Source organism: Mesorhizobium loti CJ3sym (assembly GCF_000472785.1).
Taxonomy (GTDB): Bacteria; Pseudomonadota; Alphaproteobacteria; order Rhizobiales; family Rhizobiaceae; genus Mesorhizobium; species Mesorhizobium loti_E.
Genome location: NZ_AXAL01000001.1, coordinates 561,522 through 575,297 on the forward strand (window position 1 = coordinate 561,522; position 13,776 = coordinate 575,297).

Below are 13,776 nucleotides of genomic sequence, written 5' to 3' on the forward strand. Positions count from 1 at the left end.
GAAAGAGATCAGACCGAACCGTCGTTCTTGACGCCTAGCACGTCGATCTTGTCGATAGTCGGCGGGCCAACGAACAGCGTTTCGGCATTAGCCATCAGTGCCTTGGCAATCTCGCCGGTGAGATGCGCCTGCCGCCCTGCCTCGTCGTGAAAGGCATCGAACACGCCGAAGACGCTTGGCGAAAGCTGCAGAGCAAACCAGATCGGTGTCTTTCCCTCCTGATTGGCCAGTTGAAGCCCGGTTTTGAGGAACGCGGCGACGTCCTTCTCCTTGCCGGGCTTTGCCTCGAAGCGCGCGAACAATGCGAGTTTGATCATTTGTCTTCTCCTCTTCGTTTGTACGGCCAAGGGCCGTCGGAGGCACAGTCGCAGCATCGGAGCGGAAACCGTATTGGCAAAAATGACATCTTTGATATCATTATTGCCATGAACATTTCCGTCCTTGCGCTTGACGGCGTCTTCGACACCGGACTGGCCACCATGCTCGACGTTTTCGGTACCGCCAACGAACTGGCCGGGATGCTGGCGTCGCCACCCGGTCGTTTCGCCACGACCGTTGTCGGGGTGAGCGACACCGTCCACACCGGGCAAGGCCTTCAGGTGCCGGTCGTCCCGATGGGCAGCGAGGCGCGCCCCGATTGGCTGGTGATCCCGGCGATCGGCCAGAAGATGCCAGGCCCGCTTGGCGACGCGCTGAAGCGAAACGACATCGCCAAGGCGACCAAGGGGTTGCGCGCTGCCGCCGAAGCCGGCACGCGCATCGGCGCCGCCTGCATCGGCACTTTCATCCTCGCGGAGACCGGCCTGCTCGACCGGCGGCCCTCAACCACGACCTGGTGGCTGGCGCCGATGTTCCGGCAGCGTTACCCGCAAGTGCGGCTCGACGCCGCGCGCATGCTGATCAATGACGGGCAGTTCGCAACCGCCGGTGCGGCGCTCGGCCATATCGACCTCGCTCTGATGGTGATCCGTCAGACAAGCCCGGAGCTGGCGGCGCTGACCGCGAAATACCTCATTGTCGACAGCCGGCCGTTGCAATCGGCCTATGCAATCGCCGACCACCTCGCCCATTCGAACCCGCTGGTCGAACGTTTCGAGCGATGGGCGCGCGGCCATCTCGCCGTCGGTTTCAATCTCGACGAAGCAGCGGCGGCGCTGGGTGCCAGCAAGCGGACGCTGTCGCGGCGGGTCAACGACGTACTTGGCAAGACGCCGCTCTCGTATTTCCAGGATCTGCGCGTCGAGCAGGCTGTGCATCTGTTGAAGACCACATCCGATAGTGTCGATGAGATCGCCGCCAAGGTCGGCTATGGCGACGGGGTGACATTGCGCAATCTGTTGCGCCGGCGGCTGCGCAAGGGCGTGCGCGAAATCCGCGCTGCAAACTGATCCACTCTGGCAGTTCTCCCCTCCCGCACGACACGAATCCGCCTATAGTACCCCCATGCCCATCCGCCAGCTTTCCGAAACGATGATCAACCAGATCGCCGCCGGCGAAGTCATCGAGCGTCCTGCGAGCGTGGTCAAGGAACTGGTCGAGAATGCGCTGGATGCCGGTGCATCGCGCGTCGAGATCGTCACTTCAGGCGGCGGGCTGAACCTGATCCGCGTCACCGATGACGGCTTTGGCATTCCCGAACCAGAACTGGCGCTGGCGATCGCGCGCCACTGCACCTCCAAGCTCGTCGAGGATATCAACGACATCCGCTCGCTGGGTTTTCGCGGCGAAGCGCTGCCGTCGATCGGTTCGGTGTCGCGGCTGTCGATTCGCTCGCGCACGGCGAGCGGCGACAGTGCTGCCGAAATCGGCATCGAGGGCGGCCGCGTCCTGCCCGTCAGGCCGGCGGCGAGCAATCGTGGCACGACCGTGGAGGTGCGCGACCTGTTCTTCGCCACGCCGGCACGGCTGAAATTCATGAAAGGCGAGCGGGCTGAAAGCTCGGCGACCAGCGATGTCGTCAAGCGCATCGCCATTGCCTTCCCTTCCGTGCGGTTCACGCTGGCCGGCACGGATCGCTCGACACTGGAATTGCCGGCGACCGACGACAGTCCGGAAGGCAGCCTGCGCCGCGTCGCCCAGGTGATGGGGGCCGAATTTCCCGACAATTCGATTCCCATCGACGCGATGCGCGAAGGCGTGCATCTGACCGGCCATGTGTCGATCCCGTCCTTCACCCGCGCCAATGCGTTGCAGCAATATGCCTATGTCAACGGCCGGCCGGTGCGCGACAAGCTGATCGCCGGCGCCATTCGCGGCGCTTTCGCCGACGTGCTGCCACGCGACCGGCACGCGGTGACGGTGCTGTTTCTTTCGCTCGACCCGGCGATCGTCGACGTCAACGTCCACCCGGCCAAGGCCGATGTGCGCTTCCGCGATCCAGGCTTGGTGCGCGGGCTGATCGTCGGCGCCATCCGCCAGGCACTGGCCGATGCCGGCATCCGTTCGGCCACCACGGGCGCCGCCGGCATGATGGCGGCGTTCCGGCCAGGTGCGGCATCCTACGGTCACGGCGGCCCGGCCAATGGCCATCTCAGCTACGACGCGGCCTATCGCGCGTCAGGCTCGACCGGTTTCGATCCCTCGCGCTCGCCGCAGCGGCCGCTCGACATGCAATTCGAAGGCGCGGACTTTGTACGCGCCAGGAATGGCGACTTTGATGAGCCCGACCAGGCGGCGTTCGATGCCGGCTCCCTGGCCAGCGCCGATGCGCGCGCCAGTCAGGATATGCCGGCGGAGACGCTGCTTGGCGCGGTGCTGGGTGCGGCACGCGCCCAGGTACACGAGAACTATATTGTGGCGCAGACAAGCGATTCGCTCATCATCGTCGACCAGCACGCGGCCCATGAGCGGCTGGTTTATGAGGCGCTGAAGAACGCGCTGCATTCGCGGCCGGTGCCTTCGCAGATGCTGCTTCTGCCTGAAATCATCGATCTGCCGGAGGAGGACGCCGAGCGGCTTGCAATGCATTCCGAAACGCTCGCCCGCTTCGGCCTTGGCATCGAGCGTTTCGGCCCGGGCGCCGTCGCGGTGCGCGAGACGCCGTCGATGCTGGGCGAGACCAATGTCCAGCAATTGGTGCGCGACCTCGCCGACGAAATCGCCGACAATGACACGGTCGAAACGCTGAAAGAGCGGCTGGACAAGATCGCCGCCACCATGGCCTGCCATGGTTCAGTCCGCTCCGGCCGCCTGCTCAAGGCCGAGGAGATGAACGCGCTGCTGCGCCAGATGGAAGCGACGCCGGGTTCCGGCACCTGCAACCATGGCCGGCCGACCTATATCGAGCTCAAGCTGGCGGATATCGAAAGGCTGTTCGGGCGGCGGTAACGAGTTCGGTTTCAGTGAGGTCGGCGCCAAGCACCCCCACCTGGACCTTCGACTCTACCTCCCCACAAGGGGGAGGTAGAGCGCCGAGCTCATCCGCACGAGCGCAGTTCTGTAGGCGGGTAGATCGCTTCTTCACCCTCCCTCTTTTGGGGAGGGTCGCTGCGAAGCAGCGGGGGGGGGGGGTCCAAAAAAGGGCCGCTTTCAGCGGCCCTTTTTCGATTCAGGAATGCCCTCCAACCCTCTGGTCTAGCGCTTCAAATTCACCACGATGACGCCGCCCAGCGCCAGCACACCGCCGAGGATGCCGAGCAGGGTCGGCACTTCGCCCAGCCAGAAGAAGCCGATCAAAGCGGACATCGGCGAAACGAGATAGAGGAAGTTCGAAGCACGCGCCGCCGGCAGGCGCGACAGCGCGGTTGCCCAAGCAGCGTAAGCGATGAGGCTGGGGACGATACCGAGAAAAATGACGGCGCCGAGGCCGGCTGTGTTGGCTACCGCAGCCTGTGCAAAGCCGCTTGGCAGAAACGGCGACAGGCAAAGTGCGCCAAGGATCATGTTCGAGGCCGAGATGGTCAGTGGATGATGGCGGGCAAAGAGCGGCTTCTGGACGATCGTGTTGACGGCCGAGCAGAGCGCTGAGCCAAGAACCAATAGCGCCCCGGCATTGAAGTGCAGGCCATGGCCGTCGGCCACGGCGATGATGCCGATGCCAGCGAAAGAAATGACCGTGCCGGCCCAGGCCCAGCTTGAGAAGCGCTCGCCGAGCAATGCCATTGCCATGATGGCGGTAAAGATCGGGCTGACATTGATGATGAAACCGGCGGCCCCGGCCGACACCGTCAGTTCGCCGAAATTGAGCATGACGGTGTAAAGCGCGACGAAGATAGCCCCGCCAAAGACGAGGCGCCACACTTCGTCGAGTCTCGGCAGCGCAGGACGCTTGACCGCAAGGAAGATCGCCGCCGGCACCGCGGCGATGCCAAAGCGCAGGGCTCCCAATTCCAGCGGCCCGAAGGCAGTAAGGCCGGCGCGGATCGCCGGAAAGGCGGACGCCCAGCCGACCACCGTCAGCGCGACCGCAACAGCTGCTGTGGTGTCCATGCGCTGTGTCTGATTCAACGTGCCCGTCATCGCGCTCATCTCACTGCCCTCATGCTCTTTCGTCCTGAAAGCCACAAAACGCCTTTTCCCGCTTGTTGACAAACGACCAAATCGAGGATCACCTGTGACTATGGATCACAGCTCAGACACGATGGTGCCGCTCGAAACCCTGCGCGCCTTCGACGCGGCGGCACGCACAGGCAGCTTTTCGGCGGCGGCTGAAAAGCTCAACATCACCCATGGCGCGATCAGTCGGCAGATCGCCAAGCTCGAGGACTGGCTCGGGCTCAAGGTGTTTGATCGCGGCGCGCGCGGCGTGACGCTGACGATCGAGGGTAACAGGCTGCATCTGCGCACATCTGAGGCCTTCGCACTGATATCGAGCCATTCCGACCGCTGGGTCGAGCCGCGCGGCACCGCGGTGGTGCGGCTGACCTCGATCCCCTCGGTCAGCGGGCTGTGGCTGATGCCGCGCATGGCGGCGCTGGAGAACAATCCCAGCAAGCTGCGCATCGTGCTCGATGTCGACATCCGGCAGGCCGACCTTGCCGATGAAGGCATCGACCTGTCGATCCGCTGCGGTCGTGGCGGCATTCCGGGCCGCGTTTCGGTGCAATTGTTCGAGGAGCATGTCTTTCCTGTCGCCTCGCCGAACCTGGCACGCGAGATCGGCCGTGGCGACCCTGCCCGGCTGCTCAAATTCCCGCTGATCAACGATTCCGACGCGTCCGGCTGGCGTGCCTGGTTCGCGACCCAAGGCATGGATTATCGCCCGCGCCCGCAGGACCGCCGCTTCGAGGACTATAATCTGGTGCTGGACGCCGCTGCCTATGGGCTCGGCATCGCACTGGCGCGTCCGCCACTGACCGGGCATCAGCTGCAGTCGGGCCGAATCACCACGGTCGATCAGCGCACCGCGCTCAATCCGGTGTCCTATTGGCTGGACCGGCCGATGGGGCGGCCGCGCACCGCCGCGGCGGACCTTGCCCGCCGCATCGCGCAGCAGGCCGGATTGGCTACCGACAAGATCGAGGCGTTCATCGAAGCTGAGCGATAGGGTTCCCCGGTTCGACGCTCAGCGGATCAGCAGCAGAACGAACCCGAAAAACATGGTTGCCAGCAAACCGGTCATTATCGAAACAAAGCCGATTTTCACCAGCAGGCCCTCGGGATTCGGCGCCGCACCCTGGGATCGATTGGCAGGCCTTCGCTGTCCCGCCGTCTTACCTGGGACGGCGGCGTTTCGCGGTACCGGAGCCGGCGACGGAATGAACGACAGCAAGGAGACCCCCGCCATGGCGTGAGCATTGTCATTGGCCGTTACCGAAGGTGGTACGAAGCCTCGTGGCGTGTCGGGCTCGGGCGTTGCCTTTCTCGTCACCACCGCAGCCAGCACCGCCTCGTCCCTCGTGTCGAGCTGGGCCTGATAGGCATCGACGATGCCAGACGAAGCAATTTGCTGCGATTTGACGGCCATCGGCGCTGCGGGCATCGCCAACAAAGCGGGCGCCGTGCGTTGGGCCAACAAGGAGGGGGCGGCGGGCTGGACCAGTTCCCTGATCAGAGCCGTCCTGACTGGATCGGCCTTCGCCAGCGGCACGGGTTGCGGCGTCATCGCCTCCTTGAGCAAGGAAGCCAGGCGGGCGGAAGAAATATCCATGATGCCCCCAACAAAAGCGCTTTTCGCACCTTTCGTAGCGCCTCAGCATTGTCCGAGGCTTGTCGCAAGCTTGACCTTGGCGGCGATTTGTGGCGATGAAATCTGCATGAACCTCGGCACCACCGCATGATGAACCGTTTCGAAGGCCCGGGCGGCAAGGAAGCCCGCATCCGCTATCTCGATGGCGATTTCCAGGTCACCAGCCCCGGCTCGTTCGTGCGCTGCGCCGTGACCGGTGAAAGCATCCCATTGGATGAGCTGAAATACTGGAGCGTCGCCAGGCAGGAGCCTTACGTCAACGCCACCGCCTCACTGCGCCGCGAAATCGAAGTGCATCCGGAACTGCGCAAGCGCGGCTAACTTTTCAGCTTGCGCTGCCGCCAGGCATCCAACGTCTCGTCGATGATGCGTTCGGGAACGTGGTCGAGCTCGAAAACCGTATCGATTTCCAACACATCGAGCCGGTCCAGAAAGTCCTGTGAGGCGCCATGGCGCAACCGGGCGGCGTCCTTGGCCGTGGTAATGAGGCCGAGACCTTCGGTGCGCGCTGTAGTCGCCAGTTCGGCGAGCTCATCCTCGGCGTAGAAATGGTGGTCCGGAAAGGGCTTTGAGAAAACCACCTCGCCGCCGGCCGCGCGCACTGTGTCGAAGAATTTGTCGGGATGGCCGATGCCGGCGAAGGCGAGGAACCGCTTTCCGGCAAGCCCGGCCTTGCTGCTTGGCTCTGTGTGGGCCTCGAAGATCGGACGGCCGGCACGCGCTGCCTGGCGCACCACCGCATCGGCGGCGGTGCCCTCTCCCATCTTCAACAACCCGCTGGTGAAAACCAGCTGGTCGACGATTTTGGCCCTGAGCGGGCCGCCTGGAATGACGCGGCCATTGCCGATCCCGTAGCGGGCATCGACGACCACCAGCGCGTAATCGATATGGATGCGAGCGCTCTGAAAGCCATCATCCATGATCAAAAAATCGCAGCCGTGTTTCTCCAGCAGCAGCCGGGCGCCGGCGGCGCGGTTCGGCGTCACCGCGACCGGCGCGTGTTCGGCCAGCAGCAGCGGCTCGTCGCCGACATGCCTGGCGCTGTCGTGGTGAGAATCGACAACATGCGGCTCGGCGAAGGAGCCGCCATGGCCTCGCGACAGAAAACCGGGTTTCAGCTGCCTACGCTTGGCCTGTTGCGCGAGCGCAATGGCGACCGGCGTCTTGCCGGTGCCGCCGACGGTAAAGTTGCCGACGCACAGGACCGGCGCTTCGATCTTCTCACGCCGGGCCCGCCGCATGCCTCGGCTGGCAACGATCGCATAGACGGCCGACAGCGGCGACAGCGCCAGGACCTTCCAGTCCGGCTCTTCCCACCAGAATGGTGGTGCTTCAGAGGCCACGTTAGCGCCCGTTGGCGCCCTTCAGGCGCGACTTGACGACCAGCGGCTGGATATAGGGTTCGAGCGATTTCAGCGTGCGCGCCAAGGCGCCGCGCATCTCATCGACGGTCGCAATCCCCGCCGCCATCATCTCGTGGCGCGCCACTTCGTTGGTCAAAAGGAAGTTGACGGCGCCGGCCAGCATGTCGCGATCGCGCACCAGCTTGGCACCGCCGCTGTCGATCAGGCGCTGATAGGCTTCGCGAAAATTCTGCACATTGCGCCCGGCCAGAACCGCGGTGTCAAGCATGGCCGGCTCGAGCGGATTCTGGCCGCCCTCCGAGGTCAGCGAGCGGCCGACGAAGGCGATTTCGGTCAGCCGGAGATAAAGCCCCATCTCGCCGATGGTATCGCCGAGCAGGATATCGGTGTCGGCGGTGATCCTGTCACCTTTGCTGCGCCGCGCGACCTTCAGGCCCATGCCGGAAATCTGCGCGGCAAGCGCCTCGGCCCGATCGGGGTGGCGCGGAACGACGATCGTCAGCAGGCCGTGGTGACGCTTGTGCAGCGTCGCGTGGACTTCTGCCGCGACCACTTCCTCGCCATCATGGGTCGAGATCGCCGCCCAGGTCGGGCGGTCGCCAATCTGCCGCCGCAGCGTTGCCAATGCTCTTTCGTCGACCGGCGGCGGATTGGTGTCGACCTTGAGGTTGCCCGACACCGTGACCGGCCGGGCGCCGAGCGCGCGAAAACGCTCACCATCGACATCGGACTGGGCAACGACATGAGCGAGGTTCTCGAACAGCGCCTCGGCGATGTTGGCCCGCTTTTTCCACGAGCTGAACGAGCGGTCGGAAAGCCTGCCATTGACCAGCACCTGCGGCACATGGCGCGCGCCAAGCTCCAGGATGGTCATCGGCCAGATCTCGGATTCGGCGATGATCGCCAGGTCCGGCCGCCAGTGATCGAGGAACCGGCTCACCGCCGGTTTCAGATCGAGCGGCACATATTGGTGGATGATGCGGTCGCCGAGCCGCTCGTCGGCAACCTGGGCCGATGTCACCGTGCCGGTCGTCAGCACGATGTTGACGCCATAGTCGAGAATGCTTTCGACCAGCGGCACGACGGCTATGGTCTCGCCGACGCTCGCGGCATGGATCCAGATCACCGGTCCTTCGGGACGCGGGCGGCCGGCGACGCCGTAGCGCTCGCGGCGGCGGTTGCGGTCCTCCTTGCCGCGCGAGGTGCGCCAGGCGACATAGGGCCCGACCAGCGGATAGGCGGCGGCACCCGCGAAACGGTATGCCGAAAGCATGGCGCGCGCCCAGAGACCGCTCATCGCCGACCATCCACGAGACGGTAGGCCTCGGTCGTCGCGGCATTGAGCGCGGTGGTGATTTCCTGGCGCTTGCGCTCCATTTCGGCTTCATCGGCGTCTGCTGCGACGAAGATCGGCGTGCCGATGGTCACGGCGGAACGGCCGAACGGCAGGTTGATGGTGGTCTTGTCCCAGCTCTTTTCCAGAACCTTGCGGCGACTGGTGGCGATGGCGACAGGCAGCAGCGGCCGGCCCGAGAGACGCGCCAGGAGAACGATACCGAGCCCCGCGTCGCGCGGCGTGCCGTGCGGAATGTCTGCAATCATGGCGACGTTCTTGCCAGCAGTGAGCGCCTTTTTGAGGGCGATAAGGGCCTTGGCCCCACCCTTGTCGAGATGCCTGGCATTGTCACGCCCGCCCGAACCGCGCACCGCCTCGATGCCGAATTTTTCCAGCATCAGCGCGTTGAGCTCGGCATCGGCGCTGCGCGACACCATAGCGACCAGCGGTTTGCGCTTGGGGTAATAGGCCGGCGTTAGCAGGTGCTGGCCATGCCAAAGCGCGATGATGCCGGGTTCGAACTCCGAATACCCCCCGCCCGAAAAGCGTGCCGATCCGGCGACCAGCGGGCTGGTCAGGCGAACCAGTCGCACGAATTGCGCAAGCAGGCTGGCAATGGCGTTCTTGACGAATCGCGACTGGGCGAGCGGTTCGCGGACCTTGCGCCAGAACGCCTTGGTCGTGCGGCTGCCGCCCCTGCCCGTCGGCGCGGCATCGCTGGCTGGCTCTTTCGCCAGGTCATGCTCCATCGAAGTCAACCGGCGGCCTTGCTGTCGGGATCCAGCAGGCGGTGCAGATGAACGACGAAGTAACGCATATGGGCATTGTCCACGCTGGCTTGCGCCTTGGCTTTCCACGCGGTGTGCGCGGATTGATAGTCCGGATAAACCCCGACAATGTCGAGCGCGTCGAGGTCTCGGAACTCGGTACCGCCCAGTTTCTTCAATTCGCCGCCGAACACCAGGTGCAAAAGCTGTTTCTTCCCGTCTTCCGCGGTCATGTCGGTCCTTCACATATTGTGAGTTTGTGACAGGTCTAGACCAAAGCTGCCGACTTTGGAACCTTCGAAAACGCTTTCACGCATCCAGCCCGGCGATGACATCGACGAGCACCGCCAGCAATTCACCGCTGCCGGCGGCGAGCGCGCCGTGGCGGGTCACCTCGCCGGCATAGAGCGGCGCGCGGCCATGCGGGTCGAGCAACTGGCCGCCGGCCTCGCGCAGGATCAGATCGGCGGCGGCGACATCCCAGTCATGGGCGTTCGGCTTGACGAAGGTGGCATCGAGCGTGCCATTGGCGATCATCGCCAGCCGGTAGGCCAACGAGGGGCTGTAGGGCGCCCGTGTCAGCCGCTCCTGCCAGCCGGCCGGCATCAGGTCGATCAACTGCTTCAACCCGGAAATCTCGGCCTTGTCGCCAAGCGAGCGCACCGCGATGCGCTTGCCGTTGCGGAATGCGCCCTGGCCTGGCAGCGCCCAGTAGGTTTCGTCCATCGCCGGGCATTCGAGCACGCCGGCGAGCGTGCGGCCATGCTCGACCACGGCAACGCTGACGCACCAGGTGCGCTGTCCCTCAAGGAAGCCGCGCGTGCCGTCGATCGGATCGACGACGAAGGTGCGGCGTGCCGAAAGCCGGGCCGGGTCGTCGACCGTCTCTTCCGACAGCCAGCCATAGTCCGGCCGCGCCGCCAGCAGCGTGCGGCGCAGATAGGCATCCGCCGCATGATCGGCTTCGCTGACCGGCGAGGTGCCGCCCTTCATCCAGACCTGCGGGCTATTGCCGAAGTAGCGCATGGCGATGAGACCCGCCTCGCGGGCGGCATCGCGCAGCAGCGGCAGATCATCGGCTACACCGGCAGTGGTCGGATCATGCTCCGGCAAGGGTCATGCCTTCGATCAGGAGCGTGGGTGAGGCCGTGCCGAAATTGCGGTCGAGGTCATCAGCCGGCACCATGGTAAGGAACATTGTCTTCAAGTTCGAAGCGATGGTGACTTCGGCGACCGGATAGGCCAGTTCGCCATTCTCGATCCAGAAGCCGGAAGCGCCGCGGCTGTATTCGCCGGTGATCATGTCGACACCCTGGCCGAACACTTCGGTGACATAGAAGCCGGTCTTGAGCGATTTGATCATGTCCTGCGGCGAGCGTTCGCCCGGCTCGATGGCAAGATTGGTGGAAGACGGCGAGACGGAGGAGCCGCCGCGCGCGCCGCGCCCGTTGGTGATCAATCCCAGTTCCCGCGCCGCCGAGGTCGACAGGAACCAGTGGTTGAGCACGCCCTTTTCGACCATGAGAAGCTTTTCGCCTTCAATGCCTTCGCCATCGAACGGACGCGAGGCCTGGCCGCGCGGCCGGAGCGGCTCGTCGGTGACCGTGATCGCGGATGCGGCCACCTGCTTGCCCATCATGTCGCGCAGGAACGAGGTCTTGCGCGCGACGGACGCGCCGTTGATGGCACCGGCGAGATGACCCGCGATGCCGCGCGCGACACGCGGATCGAACACCACGTCGACCGGCCCGGTTGCCGCCTTGCGCGCGCCGATGCGGCGCACGGCGCGTTCGCCGGCCTTGCGGCCGATATCTTCTGCTGCATCGAGATCGGCAAAGTGTTGGTGCGATGAGTATTCATAGTCGCGCTCCATGCCGGTGCCTTCACCGGCAATGACGCTGGCGGAGCGCGAAAAGCGCGAGGCGACATAATGGCCGAGAAAGCCGTGCGAGGTGGCCAGCACCAGCCCGCCCAGTCCGGCGCTGGCACCACTGCCGGCCGAATTCGTCACGCCCTTGACGGCAAGGGCGGCGGCTTCCGCCGCGAGTGCGGCTTCCTTCAGCTGGTCGGCGGAGACTTCCGTGGCGTCGAACAGGTCGAGATCGCGCGTCTGCTTTGCCAGCAGCGCCGGATCGGCAAGGCCCTGATAGGGATCCTGCGGCGACACTTTCGCCATCGCCACGGCGCGTTCGGCCAGTGCAGTCGGGTCGGATGCGGCGGTCGCCGAGACGCTCGCCACCCTCTGGCCGACGAAGACGCGCAGCGAAACATCCTCGGCCTCCGACGATTCGGTGGCCTCGACCTTGCCGAGCCGCACCGACACGCCGGTGGAGCGGCCGCGCACGGCGACCGCGTCGGCGGCATCCGCGCCAGCCTTTTTGGCGGCCTCGACCAGCGCTGCGACGCGGTCGGTCAGTTTTGCTGCTTCTGATGTATCGGCCATGCCTGTAATCCTGCTGTTGCGGCCAGCGTCCGGCCGCTGCCCACCCATCTATTGTTCCGGTCCGGCTTGTGCAATGGCATAGGCTTCAATCAAAATGCATCGGTACATGGTTCCCATCGCGAACCCTGTGACGCAAAACCAGTCCGCAGCCTGCACGGAGCATTCGATGACGCCCTTCCATCTCGCCTTCCCGGTCCGTGATCTCGATGAAACCCGAACTTTCTATGGCGAAGTGCTGGGCTGCGCGATCGGCCGCTCGTCGGCGACCTGGGTCGATTTCGACCTTTTCGGCCACCAGATGTCGGCGCATCTGCGGCCGCAGGCAGCTAAAGCCGCCAGCGACGGCAAGGTCGACGGCATTTTGGTGCCGATCCCGCATTTCGGCGCCGTGCTGTTGATGGAAGAGTGGCAGCGCCTGGCGACGCGGCTGGAAGCGCGCGACGACATAGACTGGCTGGAACGGCCAATGGTGCGCTTCAAGGGCGAGCCCGGCGAACAGGCGACGCTGTTCATCCGCGATCCCTCAGGCAACGCCCTGGAATTCAAAGGCTTTAGCTCGCTGGAACAGATTTTCGCGCATTGAGGTCGGCGCGTGGTGACGCGCCCGGAGCTCAGGACTCAGCGACCGGCGTCCAGATGACATCCTCGATCTTTTGCGCGCCGGTCGCCAGCATGACCAGCCGATCGAAGCCGAGCGCGATGCCGCTGGCCTGCGGCATGATGGCAAGGGCGGCGAGAAAATCCTCGTCGAGCGGGTAGCGCTCTCCATAGATGCGCTGTTTCTCGTCCATCTCAAGGATGAAGCGCCGGCGCTGTTCCTCGGCATCGGTCAGTTCGCCAAAGCCGTTGGCGAGTTCGACACCGCAGCAATAGAGCTCGAAGCGCTCGGCAACGCGGGCATCCCTGGGGCTCGGCCGGGCAAGTGCCGCCTCTGCGACGGGATATTCGCACAGGATGGTCGAGCGCCCGATGCCCAGATAGGGTTCGATCTTTTCCACCATCACCCGGCTGAACAGGTCGGCCCAACTGTCGTCGGGCGCCGTGCGCAGGCCGGCCTTGGTCAAGGCGGCGTGGAGCGCATCCCGGTCGGTGTTGCCATCGGCGGCGACCGTGGCCAGGAGATCGATGCCGGCATGGCGGATGAAAGCATCCGCCACCGTCAGCCGTTCCGGTTCAGCGAACGGATCGCAGTCGCGGCCCCGGAAGGAAAAGCGCGCGGCCCCTGCCCTTGTCGCTGCCAGCGCCAGCAGATCGGCGCAATCGCGCATCAGGCTCTCATAGGTCTCGCCCACCCGGTACCATTCGAGCATGGTGAATTCGGGATGATGCAACGGGCCGCGCTCGCGGTTGCGATAGACCGGACCCAGGCTGAAAATACGCTCCTCGCCGGCGGCAAGCAGCTTCTTGCAGGCGAATTCCGGCGAGGTGTGGAGATAAAGCGGCGACCGCGCGCCATCCGGCCCGACCACTTCCGTGGCGAAGGCCGCCAGATGCGCCTCATTGCCGGGCGAGGTCTGCAGGGCCGCCGTTTCCACCTCGATGAAATCCTGGGCCGCGAACCAGTCGCGCAAGGCGGCGGTGAGGCTGTTACGCAGCATCAGGCGCGGGCGGCGATCGGCGTGGACATGCGGCGTCCACCAGGGCGAAGCGGTGGTCATGAGCGCTTGGGGGGCTGGCGGTTCGCGCCAAGATGCGCTAGGCCCCCATCCAGCGCCGCACAAGCCGGCAAATGCCCGTCA

At 64.9% G+C, this 13,776-nt stretch carries 15 protein-coding genes; 5 read left to right on the forward strand and 10 right to left on the reverse strand.

Annotation, left to right across the window (positions count from 1 at the left end):
- Window positions 1-8: 8 nt before the first annotated feature.
- Window positions 9-317, reverse strand: coding sequence for a putative quinol monooxygenase (locus A3A9_RS0103115; RefSeq protein ID WP_027057459.1), 309 nt, complete (start codon window positions 315-317; stop codon window positions 9-11).
- Window positions 318-425: 108 nt separating this feature from the next.
- On the opposite strand from A3A9_RS0103115, the gene A3A9_RS0103120 reads away from it, so the two are divergent.
- Together A3A9_RS0103120 and mutL are read left to right on the forward strand one after the other, a co-directional pair.
- The gene (locus tag A3A9_RS0103120) at window positions 426-1,388 is read left to right on the forward strand and encodes a GlxA family transcriptional regulator (RefSeq protein ID WP_051370736.1); all 963 of its coding nucleotides are present in this window, start codon (window positions 426-428) and stop codon (window positions 1,386-1,388) included.
- A 55-nt stretch (window positions 1,389-1,443) separates the two neighbouring features.
- Entirely contained in the window at window positions 1,444-3,327 is a 1,884-nt protein-coding gene (gene mutL / locus A3A9_RS0103125; RefSeq protein WP_027057461.1) for a DNA mismatch repair endonuclease MutL, read from the forward strand.
- Between the two features lie 246 nt (window positions 3,328-3,573).
- Here the strand turns inward: mutL and A3A9_RS0103130 are convergent, their stop codons facing one another.
- Complete coding sequence (locus A3A9_RS0103130; RefSeq protein WP_027057462.1) at window positions 3,574-4,467, reverse strand: DMT family transporter; 894 nt, start codon at window positions 4,465-4,467, stop codon at window positions 3,574-3,576.
- Between the two features lie 91 nt (window positions 4,468-4,558).
- Between A3A9_RS0103130 and A3A9_RS0103135 the strand changes: the two genes are divergently transcribed.
- Window positions 4,559-5,485, forward strand: coding sequence for a LysR substrate-binding domain-containing protein (locus A3A9_RS0103135; RefSeq protein ID WP_027057463.1), 927 nt, complete (start codon window positions 4,559-4,561; stop codon window positions 5,483-5,485).
- 18 nt (window positions 5,486-5,503) lie between these two features.
- Here A3A9_RS0103135 and A3A9_RS0103140 read toward each other — a convergent pair whose 3' ends face one another.
- The gene (locus A3A9_RS0103140) at window positions 5,504-6,088 is read right to left on the reverse strand and encodes a hypothetical protein (protein WP_027057464.1); all 585 of its coding nucleotides are present in this window, start codon (window positions 6,086-6,088) and stop codon (window positions 5,504-5,506) included.
- A 126-nt stretch (window positions 6,089-6,214) separates the two neighbouring features.
- Between A3A9_RS0103140 and A3A9_RS0103145 the strand changes: the two genes are divergently transcribed.
- Complete coding sequence (locus tag A3A9_RS0103145) at window positions 6,215-6,448, forward strand: DUF2093 domain-containing protein (protein ID WP_027057465.1); 234 nt, start codon at window positions 6,215-6,217, stop codon at window positions 6,446-6,448.
- On the opposite strand, the gene lpxK is transcribed toward A3A9_RS0103145, so the two are convergent.
- The 6 genes from lpxK to A3A9_RS0103175 all read right to left on the reverse strand — a co-directional run bounded on the left by lpxK (window position 6,445) and on the right by A3A9_RS0103175 (window position 12,037).
- Entirely contained in the window at window positions 6,445-7,470 is a 1,026-nt protein-coding gene (lpxK, locus tag A3A9_RS0103150) for a tetraacyldisaccharide 4'-kinase (RefSeq protein WP_027057466.1), read from the reverse strand. The two genes, A3A9_RS0103145 and lpxK, sit on opposite strands and share 4 nt — an antisense overlap.
- Before the next feature lies 1 nt (window position 7,471).
- Window positions 7,472-8,788 carry a lipid IV(A) 3-deoxy-D-manno-octulosonic acid transferase gene (waaA, locus tag A3A9_RS0103155; RefSeq protein ID WP_027057467.1) on the reverse strand — a complete coding sequence of 439 codons (1,317 nt, stop codon included), beginning with the start codon at window positions 8,786-8,788 and terminating at the stop codon, window positions 7,472-7,474.
- Entirely contained in the window at window positions 8,785-9,576 is a 792-nt protein-coding gene (locus tag A3A9_RS0103160) for a lysophospholipid acyltransferase family protein (protein ID WP_027057468.1), read from the reverse strand. The genes waaA and A3A9_RS0103160 overlap by 4 nt, the downstream gene beginning before the upstream one ends.
- A 5-nt stretch (window positions 9,577-9,581) precedes the next feature.
- Window positions 9,582-9,827, reverse strand: a complete 246-nt coding sequence (locus A3A9_RS0103165; RefSeq protein ID WP_027057469.1) for a DUF4170 domain-containing protein — start codon at window positions 9,825-9,827, stop codon at window positions 9,582-9,584.
- Between the two features lie 76 nt (window positions 9,828-9,903).
- A complete protein-coding gene (locus A3A9_RS0103170) occupies window positions 9,904-10,707 on the reverse strand; it encodes a 3'(2'),5'-bisphosphate nucleotidase CysQ (protein WP_027057470.1) in 804 nt (267 codons plus the stop codon).
- Entirely contained in the window at window positions 10,694-12,037 is a 1,344-nt protein-coding gene (locus A3A9_RS0103175; RefSeq protein WP_027057471.1) for a TldD/PmbA family protein, read from the reverse strand. The genes A3A9_RS0103170 and A3A9_RS0103175 overlap by 14 nt, the downstream gene beginning before the upstream one ends.
- Before the next feature lie 166 nt (window positions 12,038-12,203).
- Between A3A9_RS0103175 and A3A9_RS0103180 the strand changes: the two genes are divergently transcribed.
- The gene (locus tag A3A9_RS0103180) at window positions 12,204-12,620 is read left to right on the forward strand and encodes a VOC family protein (protein ID WP_027057472.1); all 417 of its coding nucleotides are present in this window, start codon (window positions 12,204-12,206) and stop codon (window positions 12,618-12,620) included.
- A 28-nt stretch (window positions 12,621-12,648) separates the two neighbouring features.
- On the opposite strand, the gene epmA is transcribed toward A3A9_RS0103180, so the two are convergent.
- Window positions 12,649-13,695, reverse strand: coding sequence for an EF-P lysine aminoacylase EpmA (gene epmA, locus A3A9_RS0103185; RefSeq protein ID WP_027057473.1), 1,047 nt, complete (start codon window positions 13,693-13,695; stop codon window positions 12,649-12,651).
- Window positions 13,696-13,776: the final 81 nt, after the last annotated feature.